This is a genomic window from Propioniciclava soli, assembly GCF_014858005.1.
GTDB classification, from domain to species: domain Bacteria; phylum Actinomycetota; class Actinomycetes; order Propionibacteriales; family Propionibacteriaceae; genus Propioniciclava; species Propioniciclava soli.
The window spans coordinates 83268-99462 of the sequence record NZ_JACYOT010000007.1 but is presented as its reverse complement, the minus strand read 5'-3'; the positions used below and the strand labels follow the sequence as shown (position 1 = coordinate 99462).

General features: G+C 73.1%; 12 protein-coding genes. 8 read left to right on the top strand and 4 right to left on the bottom strand.

The genetic code is table 11. The annotated features are described in order from the left end of the window. The first annotated feature begins 107 nt into the window (after nt 1–107). The 5 genes from IFY26_RS09305 (at nt 108) to cysE (ending at nt 7878) form a co-directional block, all read left to right on the top strand. Nucleotides 108–2573, top strand: coding sequence for a glycoside hydrolase family 2 TIM barrel-domain containing protein (locus tag IFY26_RS09305; RefSeq protein ID WP_232548730.1), 2466 nt, complete (start codon nt 108–110; stop codon nt 2571–2573). Further along, nucleotides 2566–4086: a carboxylesterase/lipase family protein gene (locus IFY26_RS09300; protein WP_232548729.1), complete on the top strand. Its 1521-nt coding sequence runs from the start codon at nt 2566–2568 to the stop codon at nt 4084–4086. Before IFY26_RS09305 ends, IFY26_RS09300 begins: the two co-directional genes overlap by 8 nt. Next, a complete protein-coding gene (locus IFY26_RS09295) occupies nt 4079–4996 on the top strand; it encodes a nucleoside hydrolase (protein WP_232548728.1) in 918 nt (305 codons plus the stop codon). The genes IFY26_RS09300 and IFY26_RS09295 overlap by 8 nt, the downstream gene beginning before the upstream one ends. A gap of 115 nt (nt 4997–5111) precedes the next feature. Further along, nucleotides 5112–6962 carry a glycerophosphodiester phosphodiesterase gene (locus tag IFY26_RS09290; protein WP_232548727.1) on the top strand — a complete coding sequence of 617 codons (1851 nt, stop codon included), beginning with the start codon at nt 5112–5114 and terminating at the stop codon, nt 6960–6962. A 118-nt stretch (nt 6963–7080) separates the two neighbouring features. After that, on the top strand, nt 7081–7878 hold the full coding sequence (gene cysE, locus IFY26_RS09285; RefSeq protein ID WP_232548726.1) for a serine O-acetyltransferase: 798 nt from the start codon (nt 7081–7083) through the stop codon (nt 7876–7878). A gap of 10 nt (nt 7879–7888) precedes the next feature. Here cysE and IFY26_RS09280 read toward each other — a convergent pair whose 3' ends face one another. Continuing rightward, nucleotides 7889–9172 carry a S1C family serine protease gene (locus IFY26_RS09280; protein WP_232548725.1) on the bottom strand — a complete coding sequence of 428 codons (1284 nt, stop codon included), beginning with the start codon at nt 9170–9172 and terminating at the stop codon, nt 7889–7891. A gap of 149 nt (nt 9173–9321) precedes the next feature. Here IFY26_RS09280 and IFY26_RS09275 point away from each other — a divergent pair, with 149 nt between their 5' ends. After that, nucleotides 9322–9996 (top strand): response regulator transcription factor, encoded by a 675-nt coding sequence (locus tag IFY26_RS09275; protein ID WP_232548724.1) that lies wholly within the window; start codon nt 9322–9324, stop codon nt 9994–9996. Nucleotides 9997–10119: 123 nt separating this feature from the next. Here IFY26_RS09275 and IFY26_RS09270 read toward each other — a convergent pair whose 3' ends face one another. Then, a complete protein-coding gene (locus IFY26_RS09270) occupies nt 10120–11499 on the bottom strand; it encodes a HAMP domain-containing sensor histidine kinase (protein WP_232548723.1) in 1380 nt (459 codons plus the stop codon). Between the two features lie 44 nt (nt 11500–11543). Between IFY26_RS09270 and IFY26_RS09265 the strand changes: the two genes are divergently transcribed. Together IFY26_RS09265 and IFY26_RS09260 are read left to right on the top strand one after the other, a co-directional pair. Continuing rightward, nucleotides 11544–12092 carry a DinB family protein gene (locus IFY26_RS09265; protein ID WP_232548722.1) on the top strand — a complete coding sequence of 183 codons (549 nt, stop codon included), beginning with the start codon at nt 11544–11546 and terminating at the stop codon, nt 12090–12092. 12 nt (nt 12093–12104) lie between these two features. Beyond that, nucleotides 12105–12542 carry a YdeI/OmpD-associated family protein gene (locus IFY26_RS09260; protein WP_232548721.1) on the top strand — a complete coding sequence of 146 codons (438 nt, stop codon included), beginning with the start codon at nt 12105–12107 and terminating at the stop codon, nt 12540–12542. Between the two features lie 31 nt (nt 12543–12573). On the opposite strand, the gene IFY26_RS09255 is transcribed toward IFY26_RS09260, so the two are convergent. After that, complete coding sequence (locus tag IFY26_RS09255; protein WP_232548720.1) at nt 12574–13830, bottom strand: glycoside hydrolase family 1 protein; 1257 nt, start codon at nt 13828–13830, stop codon at nt 12574–12576. A gap of 1 nt (nt 13831) precedes the next feature. After that, entirely contained in the window at nt 13832–16072 is a 2241-nt protein-coding gene (locus IFY26_RS09250; RefSeq protein ID WP_232548719.1) for a glycoside hydrolase family 3 C-terminal domain-containing protein, read from the bottom strand. Between the last annotated feature and the right edge of the window lie 123 nt (nt 16073–16195).

Genomic DNA, 16195 nt, shown 5'->3' with positions numbered 1-16195 from the left:
GCCTCGCGGGAGTCGGTAGCGTGCTGACACGTCACAGCGGGCATGTCACAGCACGCATGTGTTTCACGGTGTGACGCAGGCTCCCCTCCAACGTAGGACGGCTCCCGATGCGTATCCCCTTCAACGACGGCTGGGCCGTCCGGACGCCGCAGGGCCCGTTCGCCGCCTTCGACGCCGCAGCGGTCGAGCCGACGCCGGTCACCCTGCCCCACGACGCCTTGCGCGACGCGCAGCGGACGCCGGACGCCCCCGCGGCCGGCGCGAACGCCTACTACCCGCCGGGCAACCACACCTACCTGAAGACCTTCGACGTGCCGGCGGCCTGGGAGGGCCGCGTGGTGCGCCTGGAGTTCGGCGGGGCCATGCGGCACGCACAGGTGTTCATCAATGAGGAGTTCGCCGGCAACTGGGCCGACGGCTATGCCCGCTTCTTCGTCGATGCCACCCCGTTCCTGCGGTACGGCGAGCCCAACAAGGTGCGGGTCGAGACCCGCACGGGTCAGGATTCGCGCTGGTATTCGGGCGCCGGCCTGCACCGCGGCGTGTTCTGCCACGTGGACGCCCCCGCGCACGTGCTACCCGACGGCGTCCGGGTGACGACACTGCGCCTCGAGAACCTCCCGGCCGGGGCGGGGGACGCCCCGCCGCGCGCGACCGTGGAGGTCGCCACGGAGCTGACCAACGCCGGGCTGACCACGGCATCCACCACGCTCACGACGGTGCTCGTCGACCCCCACGGCGTCGAGGTCGACCGGGACGCCACGCCCGTGACCCTGCCGCCGGGCCGTCCGCAACGGGTCCGGCAGCGGTTCGTCGTGACCGACCCGGCGCTGTGGGGGCCGGAATCACCGCAGCTCTACACCGCCGACACGACCCTGACGCCGGCGTCCGGCGGTGAGGGGGCGACCCGGACGACGACGTTCGGCATCCGCACCGTGACGGCCGACCCAGGGCTCGGGCTGCGCATCAACGGCGAGCCGGTGCTGCTGCGGGGCGCCTGCATCCACCACGACAACGGCCCCCTGGGCGGCGCCGCGATTCCCCGCGCCGAGGAGCGGCGCATCGAACTCTTGCGCGCGGCCGGCTTCAACGCCGTCCGGGCCGCGCACAACCCCTTGTCGGCGGCCATGCTGGACGCCTGCGACCGGCTCGGCATGCTCGTCATGGACGAGGCGTTCGACATGTGGGTGCGGTTCAAGACGCCCTACGACCACGCCATGGAGTTCCCGCAGTGGTGGCGCGCCGACCTCGCGTCGATGGTGGCCAAGGACCTCAACCACCCCAGCGTCATCATGTACTCCCTCGGCAACGAGATCGCCGAGGTCGGCATGCCGCACGGCGCCGTCCTCGCCCGCGAGATGGCCGAGCACGTGCGCGCGCTCGACCCGACGCGGCTGGTGACCAACGGCGTGAACGCCGCCCTGACGGTGCTCGACGAGCTGGCCGAGCAGGCGAAGAACACCCCCGGCGGGCTCAACGAGCTGATGGCCGGGGCGGCGTCCGACCCCGGGGACGGGATGAACGCGCTCGGCTCGGGCGAGAACGTCACCCGCCGCACCGCGGAGTCGAGCGCGGCCCTCGACGTGCTGGGGCTCAACTACGCCGAGGGCCGCTACGCGCTGGACGCCGAGAAATTCCCGCACCACGTCCTCGTGGGCTCGGAGACGTTCCCGCAGCGCATCGGCGACCTGTGGCCGATGGTGCTGGAGCACCCCCACGTCATCGGCGACTTCACCTGGACCGGCTGGGACTACCTCGGCGAGGTCGGCATCGGCGCGACGGCCTATGCCGATGACCCCGACGCCACGCCCGCCCTGGAGCGGGAGTACCCGTTCCTGACGGCCTGGTGCGGTGACCTCGACATCACGGGCTGGCGGCGCCCGGTGAGCTTCTACCGCGAGATCGTGTTCGGCCTGCGCACCGAGCCCTCCATCGCTGTGCTCCGCCCCGAGCACCACGGCCGGGAGATCGCCATGGCCTCGCCCTGGTCGTGGTCGGACTCGGTGTCGTCGTGGACGTGGCCGGGCTTCGAGGGGCGTCCCGTCGTGGTCGAGGTGTACGCCGACGCCGACGAGGTCGCGCTGCTGTGCAACGGGGCGGAGGTGGCCCGCGGCCCCGTCGGCGAGGTCCGGCCGATGCAGGCCACCCTCGAGACCACCTACACCCCGGGGACGCTCACCGCCGTGGCATACCGCGGGGGCGAAGAGGTGGGCCGCACCGAGCTGGTCACCGCCGGCGAAGCCGTGCTGACGGCGTCCGCCGACCGCACCACGCTGCGCGCCGACGGCACCGATCTCGCCTACGTCGCCCTGGAGTGGCGCGACGCCGACGGCATCCTCGCCACCGCGGCGGACGCCGAGGTGACGGTGGAGGTGAGCGGCGCCGGCGTCCTGGCGGGGATGTGCAGTGCCAACCCGAAGACGGCCGAGCGCTTCGACGCCGACACGTGGCGCACCTTCGACGGCCGGGCGCTGGCCGTCGTGCGCCCCACCGGACCGGGCCCGATCACCGTGACGGTGCGCACCGGATCCGCCGAACCCCTGACCCTCGACCTGGAGGCCACCGATGACTGACCACCCGACCCCTGCCGACCTCGACGCCCCGGTGGTGAGGACGACCCACGGCGCCGTCCGGGGGGTGTGGCGCGGGGCCGGGCGGGAGCGTTCGGCGGCCTTCCTCGGCATCCCGTTCGCGGCGCCGCCGGTGGGCGAGCTGCGGTTCGCGGCCCCGGTGCCGCCCGAGCCGTGGGAGGGCGTCCGCGACGCCGTCGAGCCCGGCCCGACCCCGCAGCGGCGCCCGTTCGCGGAGGTGACGTCGATCCCCGAGCCCTCGTACCCGGGTGACGCGACGCTCAACGTCAACGTGTTCACGTCCGCGCCGGGCGGCGAGGACGCCCTGCCGGTGCTCGTCTGGATCCACGGCGGCGGCTACAAGGCCGGCTCCCCCAGCAGCCCCTGGTACGACGGCGCGGCGTTCAACCGGGACGGCGTGGTGACGGTGAGCGTGAGCTACCGGCTGGGGTTCGACGGGTTCGGCTTCATCGAGGGCGCGCCGGCCAACCGGGGGTTGCTCGACCAGGCGGCCGCCCTGGCCTGGGTGCGGGACAACATCGCGGCCTTCGGCGGTGACCCCGGGCGCGTGACGATCGCGGGCCAGTCCGCCGGTGGCGGCTCGGTGCTGGCGATGTTCGCCTGCCCGCCGGCGTCCGGCCTGTTCAGCGGCGCGATCAGCCACTCCGGCGCGCTCGACCCACTGCCCGCCGACGAGGCGCGCGAGCGCTCGGAGCGGCTGGCCGCGGCGCTCAGCGTCGAACCCACCCTCGCGGGGTTCCGCAGCGTGAGCGAGGACGCGATCCTCGACGCGACCGACGCGATGGCCGCGCCGCCCGCCGGGGCCGGCCTGCCGCCGGGAGAGGTCGTGGACGCCATGCTCACCGGCCCGGCGTTCGGCGGCATCACGTTCATCCCGTACCTCGACGACGCGACCCTCACCGATCCGGTGGCCGCGGTCGCGGCGTCCGACGTGCCGCTCGTCATGGGCACGGTGGCGCACGAGTTCACCTTCATCGGCCAGATGATGGCGCCGCTGTTCGGGGACGCCGACGTGCCCGACCTGCTGCGCGGCAGCGTCGTGGGGCCGGTGGCGGACGCCCACGTGGCGGCCCACCCGGACCTGTCGGGCCCGCTGCTCGTGGGCCAGCTGATGACGGACAAGATGTTCCGCGGCCCGCTCGTGCGGTTCCTGGCGGCGCGGGCGTCCGGTGGGGCGGCGTCCAGCTGGGCCTACGACTTCCGCTGGCCCAACGCCAGCAACGGCTTGGTGGCGCACTGCGCGGAGATCCCGTTCGCGTTCGACCTGCTGGACGCCCCGCAGGTCGAGACCTCCTCGGGCCCGGACGCGCCGCAGGAGCTGGCCGACGAGATGCACGCCGACTGGGTGGGGTTCATCAGCACCGGCGCGATGCCGTGGCAGCAATGGACGCCCGCGGAGTCGCTCGCGAAGGTGTACGACACCCCCACCCGGGTCGAGGAACGCTACCGGCTCGAGGGCGAGATCGACGCACTGCTGGGGGGTCACCATGGCTGAGGGCCGGCTGCGCATCGTCTCCGACAACGACTACTCGGGCGACCCCGACGGCTTGTTCCAGCTGGTGCACCACGCGCTGAGCCCCTCGGCGGAGCTGGTGACCGTGATCGGCTCGCACCTGCGTGAGGGAGACGCCTTCGACCCCTCGGAGACCACCGCCGACAACGCCGCGGCGCTGGCGTCTGACTACCTCGGCCGCGTCGGGCGCGGGGACGTGCCCGTCGTGGCGGGCTCGAACGTCGCGCTCACCGATCGGCGGACGCCGCACGACTCGGCCGGCGCCCGGGCCATCATCGCGGCCGCCCACGCCGACGACCCCCGGCCGCTGTACGTGACGCTGGGCGCCGGGCTGACGGAGCTGGCGTCCGCCTGGCTGCTCGACCCGACGATCGCGGGCAAGCTCACCGCGGTGTGGATCGGCGGCGCGGAGCACCCCGGCGTCGAGTCGCCGCCCGGCGCACCGGCCGCGGAGTACAACACCGCCATCGACCCGATCGCCGCGCAGGTGGTGCTCAACGACTCCGACCTCCAGGTGTGGCAGGTGCCGCGGACGTCCTACCGGCAGACGCTGGCGTCCTTCACCGAGATGAAGGCGCACCTGACCGGGCCGGTCGGGCGCGACCTCGTGGGCGTGCTGGAATCGTTGCAGGAGCGCATCCGTTCCTTCGGGCTCGACATCGGCGAGACCTACATCCTCGGCGACTCGCCGCTGGTGCTGCTCACCGCGCTGCAGTCGAGCTTCGAGGCGTGGCCGAGCTCGTCGGAGTCGGCGGTGCTACCGATGCCGGCGATCAACGACGACGGCTCGTACTCCGACGCGCCGGTGCCCGGCCGGACGGTGCGGGTGTGGCACCGCCTCGACTGCGCGCTGATGATGCGCGACCTGTACGCCAAGCTGGCCGGGGTCTGAGGGCGCGGACGTTCGTGCCGGTGCCGCCGTCGCGTCACCCCGGGGGCCCCGGAATGTCACACCGGGCGGTTAGCGTCGACGCGGCATTGATCCGCCGTCGTCGAAGGAGCCCCCCATGCCCCGTTCCCCCCGTCGCCTCGCCGCCGGCGCGCTCGCCGCGCTGCTCGGGGCGTCCACCCTCGGTCTCGGCCTCGCCGCGCCCACCGCGCAGGCGGCGCCGGGCGACGTCGTGATCAGTGAGAACTTCGACGACGGCCAGGTGCCGGCGGGCTGGCGGGCGGTGGCCGGGCCTTGGTCGGTCGTCGACGGCCGGCTGGTGGTGAGCGGCGGCCAGATCTCGCGCATGACCTTCGGGGAGAACCTCACCAACTACCGCCTGGACGCCGACGTCCGGTTCGAGCAGGTCGCCAACGCGACCCGCTGGGCGGGCGTGCTGGTGGACGCCCCCGCCGATGGCGCGGTGCCCTGGTGGCAGGCCGTGATGCGCACGACGTCCACCGCGGCCAACGGCATCGAGATCGCCCAGCGGACGCCGTCGAACGGGTGGAACGTCCCCTTCACCGCGTCCGCGCCCACCGACGCCGGGGTCGGTCGTGACGTGGCCGTGTCGATCGAGGTGCGCGGCACGCAGGTGCGCTGGTTCTTCGACGGCGCACCGGTGTTGGAGGGGCGGGTGCAACGTACGGCGGACGGCGTCCAAGGGCTGGTCGCCGACGGATCGACCGTCAGCTTCGACAATGTGGTCGTCACCGAGATCGAGCCCGCCACGTTGAACCAGGGCGACGGGGAGCTCCCGGCGATCGCCGCCCACCGCGGCTACAGCGCCGTGAACCCCGAGAACACGCTCGCCGCCCTGGTGGCCGGGGCGCGCGCGGGTGCCGCCTGGGTCGAGACCGACGTGCACACCTCCGCCGATGGCGTCCCGGTGATCATGCACGACGACACGGTGGACCGCACGACGCCGGGCAGCGGGCGTGTGAGCGGGCTGACCGGGCCGGCCCTCACCGGCCTCGACGCCGGCTCGTGGTTCGACGCGGCGTTCGCCGCGCAGCGTGTGCCGACCCTCGACGAGGCGCTGGAGGTCACCGCACGTTCCACCAGCGACCTGCTGCTCGAGATCAAGGGCCCCGAGACGCCCGCCGAGGTGGCCCGCATCCTCGACGCGGTGCGCGCGGCCGGCATGGCCGACCGCACGCTGGTGCAGAGCTTTGACGAGGCCGTCCTGCGGGCAGCACGCGCGCACGACCCGTCGATCCGCCTAAGCCTGCTGCGCGGCCAGCTCGACGCCGATCCGGTCGCCGTCAGCCGCGACCTCGGCGTGGTGGCGTACAACCCCTCCTTCGGCGCGCTGCGCAACCGACCGTCGCTGGTGGGCGAGCTGAACGCCGCCGGGGTCGCCGTGTTCGCCTGGACCGCCGACGCCGCCACCGACTGGGCGTGGCTCACCGACGCCGGCGTCGACGGCATCATCACGAACCGGCCGGGCGCGCTCGGCGGGTGGTTGACGGCCCGGGAGCAGGCCCCGGCCCCCGCCCCGGCTCCGGCCCCGACGGTGACCGTCGTGGCGCCGGCCGACGGCAGCACGGTGGAGCGCGGGGAGCGGTTCGCGGTGGCGGCGAGCACGACCGACGCCACGGACGTGACCGTCACCCTGGACGGCGCGGCGGTGACGTCCGGGTCGATCGAGGCGTCCGCCCTCACGCTCGGCCGGCACACGGTGACGGCCACGGCGAGCGGGGCGGGTGGCACCGCGACGGCGTCCAGCACGTTCGAGGTGGTCGTGACCGCCGAGGGGCTGCGCGGACGCCTGATCGCGGCGGACGTCAGCCTCGGCCAGCTCCAGCAGATGCTCACCGCGCTCCAGAAGGAGGACTGGGGGCGCCTTCGCAACGCGGTCGTGCGCCACGTGGCGGACGCCGCCACCCGGGCCCGCCTGCTGGAGGAGATCGACGCGCTGGCCGGATGAGGCTGGGCCCGAGGGGTCCGGGCCTGAACGGTCCGGGCCTGATGGCGTCGGGCCTGATGGCGTCGGGCCGGATGAGTCTAGGCTGGGGCGCGCCCGCCGATCCGATGAAGGAACCGCCATGACCCAGCCCGTCCCCGACGACCAGATCTGGCCCGCCATCCGCGCCGAGGCGGCGCGGGACGCGGAGCGGGAACCGTGCCTGGCCGGCTTCCTCAACGAGGCGATCCTGCGGCACAACAGCTTGATGGGGGCGCTCGGCAGCTTGCTCGCGCACAAGCTGTCGGGCGCCACCATGTCGGCCCTCACGGTGCTCGACCTGGCCCACCAGGCCTTCGACGGCGACCCATGGATCGAGGAGTCGGTGCTGGCCGACCTGCAGGCCGTCGTGACCCGCGACCCCGCGACGCGCGGCTACAGCCAGCCCCTGCTGTACTACAAGGGCTTCCACGCCGTGCAGTCGTTCCGGATGGCGCACCACTTCTGGGTGAGCGACCGCCAGGCGCTCGCCCTGTTCCTGCAGAGTCGCATCTCGGAGGTGTTCGCGGTCGACATCCACCCCGGTGCCCGCATCGGGCGCGGCGTGATGTTCGACCACGCCACGTCCGTGGTGATCGGCGAGACGGCGGTCATCGAGGACGACTTCTCGATGCTGCACGAGGTGACCCTGGGCGGCACCGGCAAGGTGGGGGGCGACCGCCACCCCAAGATCGCCCGCGGCGTGATGATCGGCGCCGGCGCGAAGGTGCTGGGCAACATCCGCGTCGGCGAGGGCGCCAAGATCGGGGCGGGCAGCGTCGTGTTGGAGGACGTCCCGGCGCACTCGACCGTCGCGGGGGTGCCCGCCAAGCTGATCGCGTTCCCCAAGGAGTCGTTCCCGGCCCTCGAGATGGACCAGCGCTTCGAGTGCGACGCCTGAGAGTGCCGCGTCAGCTGTTCGGGTTCTGACCCAGCGTGACCTGGCCCGACATCGGCTGGGAGCCGCGCACGAACGACACCATCACCTGCTGACCGACCGGGAGCGCCCGGACGTGGCCGATGAGGGACCAGGTGCCGGTCACCGGCGCGCCATCGATCGCGGTCACGATGTCACCGGGCTGGAGCACTGACGCGGCGGGGCCGTTGCCGACCACCTGCTCGATGCCCGCGCCGGTCACGGAGGCACCGTCGGTCGTGGCCACCGCGTCCCGGCTGCCCACGCCGAGGTAGGCGTGCTGCGCCGTGCCGGTGCTGATGAGCTGCGGCACGATCAGGTCGACCTCGGCGGTGGGAATCGCGAAGCCGATGCCGATGTTGCCCGCCTGCCCCGAGCCCTGGGTGAGGCTCGCGATCGAGCTGTTGATGCCCACCAGGGTGCCGGCGTCGTTCACGAGCGCGCCGCCGGAGTTGCCCGGGTTGATGGCCGCGGAAGTCTGGATCGCGTTGGTCACCACCGGCTGGCTGCTGCCCACCTCGGACGCCGACGTGGCGACGGGGCGGTCGATGGCGCTCACGATGCCGGTCGTCACCGTGCCCGCCAGCCCCAGCGGGTTGCCGATGGCCATGACCGCGTCCCCCACCCCGACCTGGGTGGCGGAGTGGTCGATCGGGGTGAGCCCGTCGGGGGCGTTGCGGAGCTGGAGCACGGCCAGATCGGTGGTCGGGTCGGTTCCCACCACGTCGGCGTCGTAACGGTGACCGTCGGAGAGGGTGACCGTGATGGTGGCGCCGGTGCCGGCACCGGCCACCACGTGCGCGTTGGTGACGACGTGCCCGGCGGCGTCCCAGACGACGCCCGAGCCGGCGCCCGCACCCTGGGCGGTGGTGACACCGATCGAGACGACGCTCGGCGCCACCGCACTGGCCACGGCCGCCCAGCCGGTGGTCGACGCGCTGCCCGAGACGGCGGCGGGGGCCGCCGCGGTCGGCGCGGTGGTGGCCACCGGCGCGAGTGTCTGCATGCCGCCGATGGTCAGCAGGGAGCTGAGCGCCCCCGCCGCCAGCCCGATTGCCGCCGGCCGCGCCCATCCGCCGCGGGAGGCCCCGGAGCCGGTGGGGGCCGGAGCCGGAGATGGGATAGGCGCCTGGAACGCGGTCGGCCCGGCGTACTGGCCTTGCTGGGGGTACTGGCCCTGCTCGGGGTACTGGCCCTGCTGGGGGTACTGGTCCTGCCGGGGGTACTGGTCTTGCTGGGGGTACGGGTGCTGCGTGGGGTAGGGGGTCTGGGTGCTCACGGGAGTTCCTTTCGGGACGATCAACACAGAGAGGGTGCCTCGCGCCGGCTGAGAGAACGCGAAGGACGGGCGCCGCTCTCAGCGCGCGCTCAGGCGCGCGCCGGGCCCTGACCCGGCAGGATGGGGGCAGCGTTGCTGAGGAGGGAACCATGCGGGTGCTCGTCGTGGAGGACGACCCGGCCATCGCGGAGGTCGTGCGCCGCGGGCTGACGGGTGAGGGCCACGTGGTGGACGTGGAGCGCGACGGCGCCCAGGGCCTGGTGGCCGCCACGCAGGGCTCCTACGACGTCATCGTCCTCGACATCATGCTGCCGCGACTCAACGGCTACGACGTGCTGAAGCACCTCCGCAGCCGCCGAGTGTGGACCCCCGTGCTCATGCTCACCGCCAAGGACGGCGAGTACGACCAGGAGGACGCCTTCGACCTCGGCGCCGACGACTACCTGACCAAGCCGTTCAGCCTCGTCGTGTTGAAGGCCCGGCTGCGTGCGCTCCAGCGCCGCGGCACGCCGGAGCGTCCGGTGACGGTCAGCGCGGCGGGGATCGAGCTCGACCCGGGCGCCCACACCGTGACCCGGGACGGCACCCCGGTGAGCCTCACCCCGAGGGAGTTCGCGCTGCTCGAATACCTGCTGCGGCACCCGAACGCCGCGCTGAGCAAGACGCAGATCCTGCAGAACGTGTGGGACAGCGCCTACGACGGGGACCCCAACGTCGTCGAGGTCTACATCGGCTACCTCCGCAGGAAGGTGGACGCACCCTTCGGCGCAACCTCGATCGAAACGGTGCGGGGCGTGGGCTACCGGCTGCGCGACGACGGCTGACCCTCCGCGCCGCTGCCCACCGCTGGGGTGCCCGTGATCGGGCCCGAGCGAGGAAAACGTGACACTCGATCGCGCACCCGCGCCTTGTCCCGCCTCAGCGCGCGAGTGAGCGCGCACTCACTGTCACGAAACCGTCACGGTGAACCGGGCACCCCCCAGGCTTGGCGAGTCGTCGACCCGCACCGTGCCCCCGTGGGAGCGGGCGATCTCGGCGACGATCGCGAGCCCGAGGCCCGCGCCGCCCGCGTCGCGGGAGCGCGCCGCGTCGAGCCGGACGAAGCGCTCGAAGATCCGGCCCCGCTCGGCGGGCGGAACGCCGGCCCCGTCGTCCTCGACCGTGAGGGTGGCGACGGCGTCGGCGGCACCCACGCCGACCACCACGCGGCTCGCGGCGTGCCGCACCGCGTTGTCGCCGAGGTTGCGCAGCAGGTGCGTGAGCGCCTCCGGATCCCCCACCACCCGGACGGGCGCGATGTGGCCGCGCACCTCGATGCCCGCTCCCGCCCCGGACCGGGGCCCGGAACCCGCCCGCAGCCGGGTCACCTCGGCCAGCGCGAGGTCGTCGAGGTCGACGTCGACCCGGGTCGGCGCCGGCTGGGCGTCGGCCCGGGCGAGGTAGAGCAGGCCGGCGACGAGCGTCCCCAGGCGCTCGGTCTCGGAGCGCATGAGCGGCACGAGGTCGCCGACGACCTGGCCGTCCGACCCGTCCCCGATGAGCTCCAGCGCCCCGCTCAGCGCGGTCACCGGCGAGCGCAACTCGTGGCTGGCGTCGGCGACGAAGAGCAGCTGGGCCTCGCGGGCGGCCGCGAGGCGGGCCAGCATGGCGTTCATGGTGACGGCCAGCGCGGCAATCTCGTCGCGCGAGTCGGGCACCGGCACGCGCTCGCCCAGCCGGGTCGCGCCGATCGCCTCGACCTGGGCGCGGAGATCCTCCACCGGCCGCAGCGCGCGGCCCACCACCCACCACGCGACGACGGCCACCAGCGCCAGCACGAGCGGCAGGGACGCCAGCAGCACACCCACGGTGATCGAGACCGTCTCGTGCGGCCGGCCCAGGGGCGTGGCCACCAGAACGGCCCACGGCGCCCCGTCGTACTCGACCCCTTGCGCCGCGACGATGGGGGCCTCCTCCGCCACGAACGGCCACCACCAGCCCCCGCCGCCCTCGGCGAGCACCCCACCCGGCAGCGGTCGCAGCGCGGCCAGCGGCGTGCTGTCGCTGGTGGTGTAGGCGACGTTGCCGTACGGGTCGACCACCTGGACGTCGAAGGCCGATGTCACGTCGGTGCCGCGGACGGAAGCCGGCCCGCGATCGGCGACGGCCCGGGCCACGAGGCCGGCCTGGGAGATGGCCGACGCCTGCAGCTGGTTGGCGAGCACCCGGAACAGGACGTTGGCGAACACCCCGATGCCGAGGAGCAGGGCCACCCCGACGAGCAGGGTCGCCACCGTGGTGATGCGCCCGCGGATCCCCCACCGCAGCGGGGCACGACGTTCGTCCATGGCTGCATCATGCCGCAGGGCGCCGCCGCGGCTAGGCTCGGCCCGTGACCGAGCAGACCACCCCGCCCGAACCCACGACCCCGGACGCCAAGGACTGGACGTGGGTGCTCGACCGCCCCTGCCCCGAGTGCGGTTTCGACGCCGGCGCGTTGGCCCCCGAGCAGATCCCCGCCGTCATCGCCGACGTCACCGAGCGGTTCACCGTCACGGTCGAGCGGCCAGACGCCGCCCTGCGCCCCGCGCCGCGCACCTGGTCCACCATCGAGTACGCCCAGCACGTGGCCGACCTGATGGAGGTGATGGGCGACCGTCTGCGCCTCATCCTCGACAGTGTCGGGGCCGGCGCCCGCTTCGACGACTTCGACGCCGACGCGGCCGCCGCAGAGAAGGAGTACTGGCAGGCCAACGGGCACGTGACCGCGATTCTCGTGAAGGAGCGCGGTGCCGCGGCCCAGAAGGCCTGGTCGGAGCCGGTCGGCGACCAGTGGAACTGGCAGGGCGTCCGCTCGAACGGCTCGGTGTTCACCGCCGCCACGCTCGGGCAGTACTTCGCGCACGACCTCGTGCACCACACCCACGACGTCGGCGCCTGAGCCCCACGCGCCATGCAGATCGAGCTGACCGCCGAGGCGATCACGGCGTCCAACACCGGCTTCCGGGTGCCCGAGTCGGTCATCGCCGAACTCGGCGGCGGCAAGCGCCCCAAGGTGGTGGTCACCGTGGGCGACGCGACGTTGCACACCTCCATCGCCCCCATGGGTGGGTGCTTCCTCATCGGGCTGAGCAAGGCCAACAAGGCCCTGACCGGGGTCGAGGCCGGCCGGACCTACACCCTCGACCTCACCCTCGACACGGCCGAACGGACGGTCGAGGTGCCCGCCGAGCTGGCCGAGGCGTTCGCCGCGGAGCCCGCCCTGCAGCGCACCTGGGAGGCGTGGAGCTACACGAAGCGGCGCGAGGCCGCCGAGGCCATCGAGGGCGCGAAGCGGCCCGAGACCCGCGCCCGGCGCGTCGAGGCGACGCTCACCGGGCTGCGGGCCTGAGCCGTTCACCTGACCCTGGACGGGTCGAACCTCAGCCGAGGTCCTCGCCGTTGGACGCCGCGACCCGGCCGAGCCACGCCAGCGAGGGCTTGGGCGTCCGCTCGAAGTCCCCGGCCCGGTTCACCGCGATGAGCCCGAAGGTCGGGGTGTAGCTGCCCCACTCGTAGTTGTCGAGCAGCGACCAGTGGGTGTAGCCGAGCACCTCGGCGCCGTCGGCGACGGCGTCCTTCATGCCCTGCAGGGCACCGGTGGTGTAGGCGATGCGGCGGGTGTCGTCGTCGGTGGCGATGCCGTTCTCGGTGACGAAGATCGGCAGGCCGTACTTCTCCCACACCCGGGCGACGTTGATGCCCAGGGCGTCCGGGCGGTAGGCCCAACCGGCGAGGGAGTTCTCCGGGCTCGGCGGGTGGGGCACGGGGCCGTTCGCGTCCACTGGTTGGCTCGTGTACGCCTGGATCCCGACGAAGTCGTCGCCCGCGCTGGCCTCGTAGTAGGCCCCCTCCCACGCATGGAAGACCTTCTCGAACACCGCCTCGTTGCCCTCGGTGGGCGTGAACGCCTGCGCGGCGACCGCCCAGCCGACCTTCGCGGCCGTCTGGTCGCGGAGGATCCGGACGGCCGCCCGGTGCACCTCGCCGATCCGGGCGGCGAACTCCAGCGACGGCATCGGGAGCTGCGCCATCGCCACGGTCGCGGTCTGGTCCGACCCGGCCTCCCCTGCCCCGTTCGCTTCGGACGCCGCCCCCTCGGACGCCGCCCCCTCCGGCGTGGCCGTCATGCGGCTGAACAGCGCGAGGATGTTCGGCTCGTTGACGGTCACCACCCAGTTCACGTCGTGCAAGATCGGGCACACGGCCGCGACGTAGGCACTGAACCGCTCCACGGCGTCCGGGGCCATGAAGCCCCCGGCCGACGCGAACCAGCGCGGGCTGGTGAAGTGGTGCAGCGTGATGATCGGCTCCACCCCGAACGCGTGGCAGGTGTCGATCATGTCCCGGTAGTGCAGCAGCTCGGCCCGGCTGACGTGGCCGCGCTCGGGCTCGATGCGCGCCCACTCGATGCTGAACCGGTACGCCTTCAGCCCCGCCTCGGCGAGCAGCCGGATGTCCTCGCCGAAGCGGTGGTAGGAATCGCAGGCGTCCCCGCTGGGCTCCTTCAGGTGCGGCAGCCCGGCGTGCTCCGCCGCCCAGAAGTCGGCGTTGACGTTGTTGCCCTCGATCTGGTGCGCGGCCGTGGCCGCGCCCCAGAGGAAGTCGTCGCGCAGCACGCCCCGAACGGTGGGGGGCACGTCAGCGATCCGCGCCCGACGCGCGGCTGGCGTTCACCTCGTCGAGCATCGCCTGCAGCTCCTCGGGCTCGCGCCCGGTGAAGCCGGCCATGCCCCGGATCGGGAAGTCCTGCATCATCCGCATGGCGTCGCTGCCGAGCCCTTCGCCGTCCTGGTCCCCCGTACCGAACAGGTCGGCCATCATGGCCTGCAGCCGATCGGCGAAGCCGGGCACGGACAGCGCCTCGCCCATGGTCGACTGCATCGTCAGCGGACGCACGGGGGCGTCGCCCTCGAGCTCCACCCCGGCGCGGCCCCGCAGGTCGCGGCTCGACGCGCCGACCTCGACGACGTACGTACCGCCCTCGATGACGTGCGCGGCGTCGCGCACCTCCCAGTAGCCGAGCTCCTCGGCCGGGATCTCGATGGTGAGCGTCTCGGACGCCCCGGGCTCGAGCGTCACGTCGGCGAAGCCCTTGAGCTCGCGCGGCACGCGCACGACCTCGGAGTCGGGCTTCGACACGTACACCTGGACGACCTCGCGGCCGGCCCGCTCGCCGGTGTTCGTCACGGTCACCTGCACGGTGATGGCGTTGCCGGACGCCGTCGCCGACACGTCCGCGTAGGCGAACGAGGTGTAGCTCAGGCCGTGGCCGAACGGGTAGGCGACGTCGAGATTCGCCTTGTCATAGCCGCGGTAGCCGACGAACAGGCCCTCGCCGTAGCGGACGCCGTTCACGTCACCGGGGAAGTTGTAGAAGCTGGGCACGTCCTCGAGGCGCTCCGGAATCGTCTCGGTGAGCTTGCCGGACGGGTTGACCTCGCCGTACAGCACATCGGCGAGCGCCGGGCCGCCGGCCTGGCCGAGCAGCCAGCCCTCGACGATGGCGCGCACCTTGGCCCGGAACGGCAGCAGCACCGAGGAGCCGTTGCTCAGCACCACGACGACGTTCTCGTTGACGGCCAGGATGTCGTCCAGCAACGCGAGCTGCTCGGCGGGCAGGTCGATGTCGTCACGGTCGTAGCCCTCGGACTCGTGGGCCTCGCCGAGCCCCAGGAACAGCAGCACCGTCCCCGCGCCGCGCGCCAGCTCGACGGCCTCGGCGTGCGCGTTCTGCGGCGCCGGCTTGTTCGGCTGGGTCGAGAAACCGGGCGCGAACGGCACCTGCGAACCGGCCAGCTCGTTGATCCGGTCGAGCGTGTTGTCCACCTTCGTCGGGTTGACCCGCGACGAGCCGGCGCCCTGGTAGCGCGGCGTCCGAGCGAACTCGCCGATGACGACCACGTCGGCGTCCTTGGCCAGCGGCAGGACGCCGTCATTGGCCAGCAGCACGATCGCCTGCTCGGCGGCGCGGCGTCCGAGGGCGTGGTGGCCCTCGACGTCGAAGCTGTCGGGGGCGTCAGCCAGGGAGTCGACGGCCTTGCGGACGATGCGCGCCACGCGCTGGTAGGCACCGTCGATGGTGGCCTCGTCGAGGTCACCGGCCTCGTAGGCGGCCACGGTGGCGCGCTCGGCGGCCGCATTGGCGGGCATCTCGAGGTCGAGGCCGGCCTTCAGCGCGGCCACGCGATCGACCACCGCACCCCAGTCGGAGACCACGAGGCCCTCGAAGCCCCACTCGTTCTTCAGCACATCGGTGAGGAGCCAGCGGTGGTTGCTCACCTGCGTGCCGTTGAGCTTGTTGTACGAGCACATGATCGTCCACGGCTGCGCCTGCGTCACCACCTTGCGGAAGGCGTTGAGGTAGATGTCGCGCAGCGGGCGCTCGTCGATCTGGGAGTCGCGGCGCAGGCGGTCGGTCTCCTGGTTGTTGGCGGCGAAGTGCTTCGGGCTCGTGCCGACGCCCCCGCCCTGCACGCCCTGGACGAACGCGGTCGCCAGCTCGCCGGTGACGTAGGGATCCTCGCTGAAGTACTCGAAGTTGCGCCCGCAGCGGGGGTCGCGCTTGATGTTCATGCCCGGCCCGAGCAGGACGCCGACGTTCAGCGCCTTCGCCTCCTCGGCCAGCGCGGCGCCGACCTCGCCGGCCAGCTCACGGTTCCAGGTGGACGCGAGCCCCACCGCCGGCGGGAAGCAGGTGGCCGGGGCCGACCCGCCCATGCCGACGTGGTCCCCCGACACCTCCGTGTCCTGCATGCGCAGGCCGTGCGGGCCGTCCGACACCTGGATCTTCGGCAGGTCCGCCTCGGGGATCGGCTGGGTGTTCCAGAAGTTCAGGCCACCGGTGAGGGCGATCTTGCGGGTCACGGGGACGTCGTTCATCTGTTCTCTCCTTGTGCTGGAACGGGTCAGGGGTGGACGCCCGCGGCGGGGGTGCCGCGGGCACGGGCTCGGTGGGTGGGCTGTGGTGGGGTGGGCTGTGGTGGGGTGGGCTGTGGTGGTCGG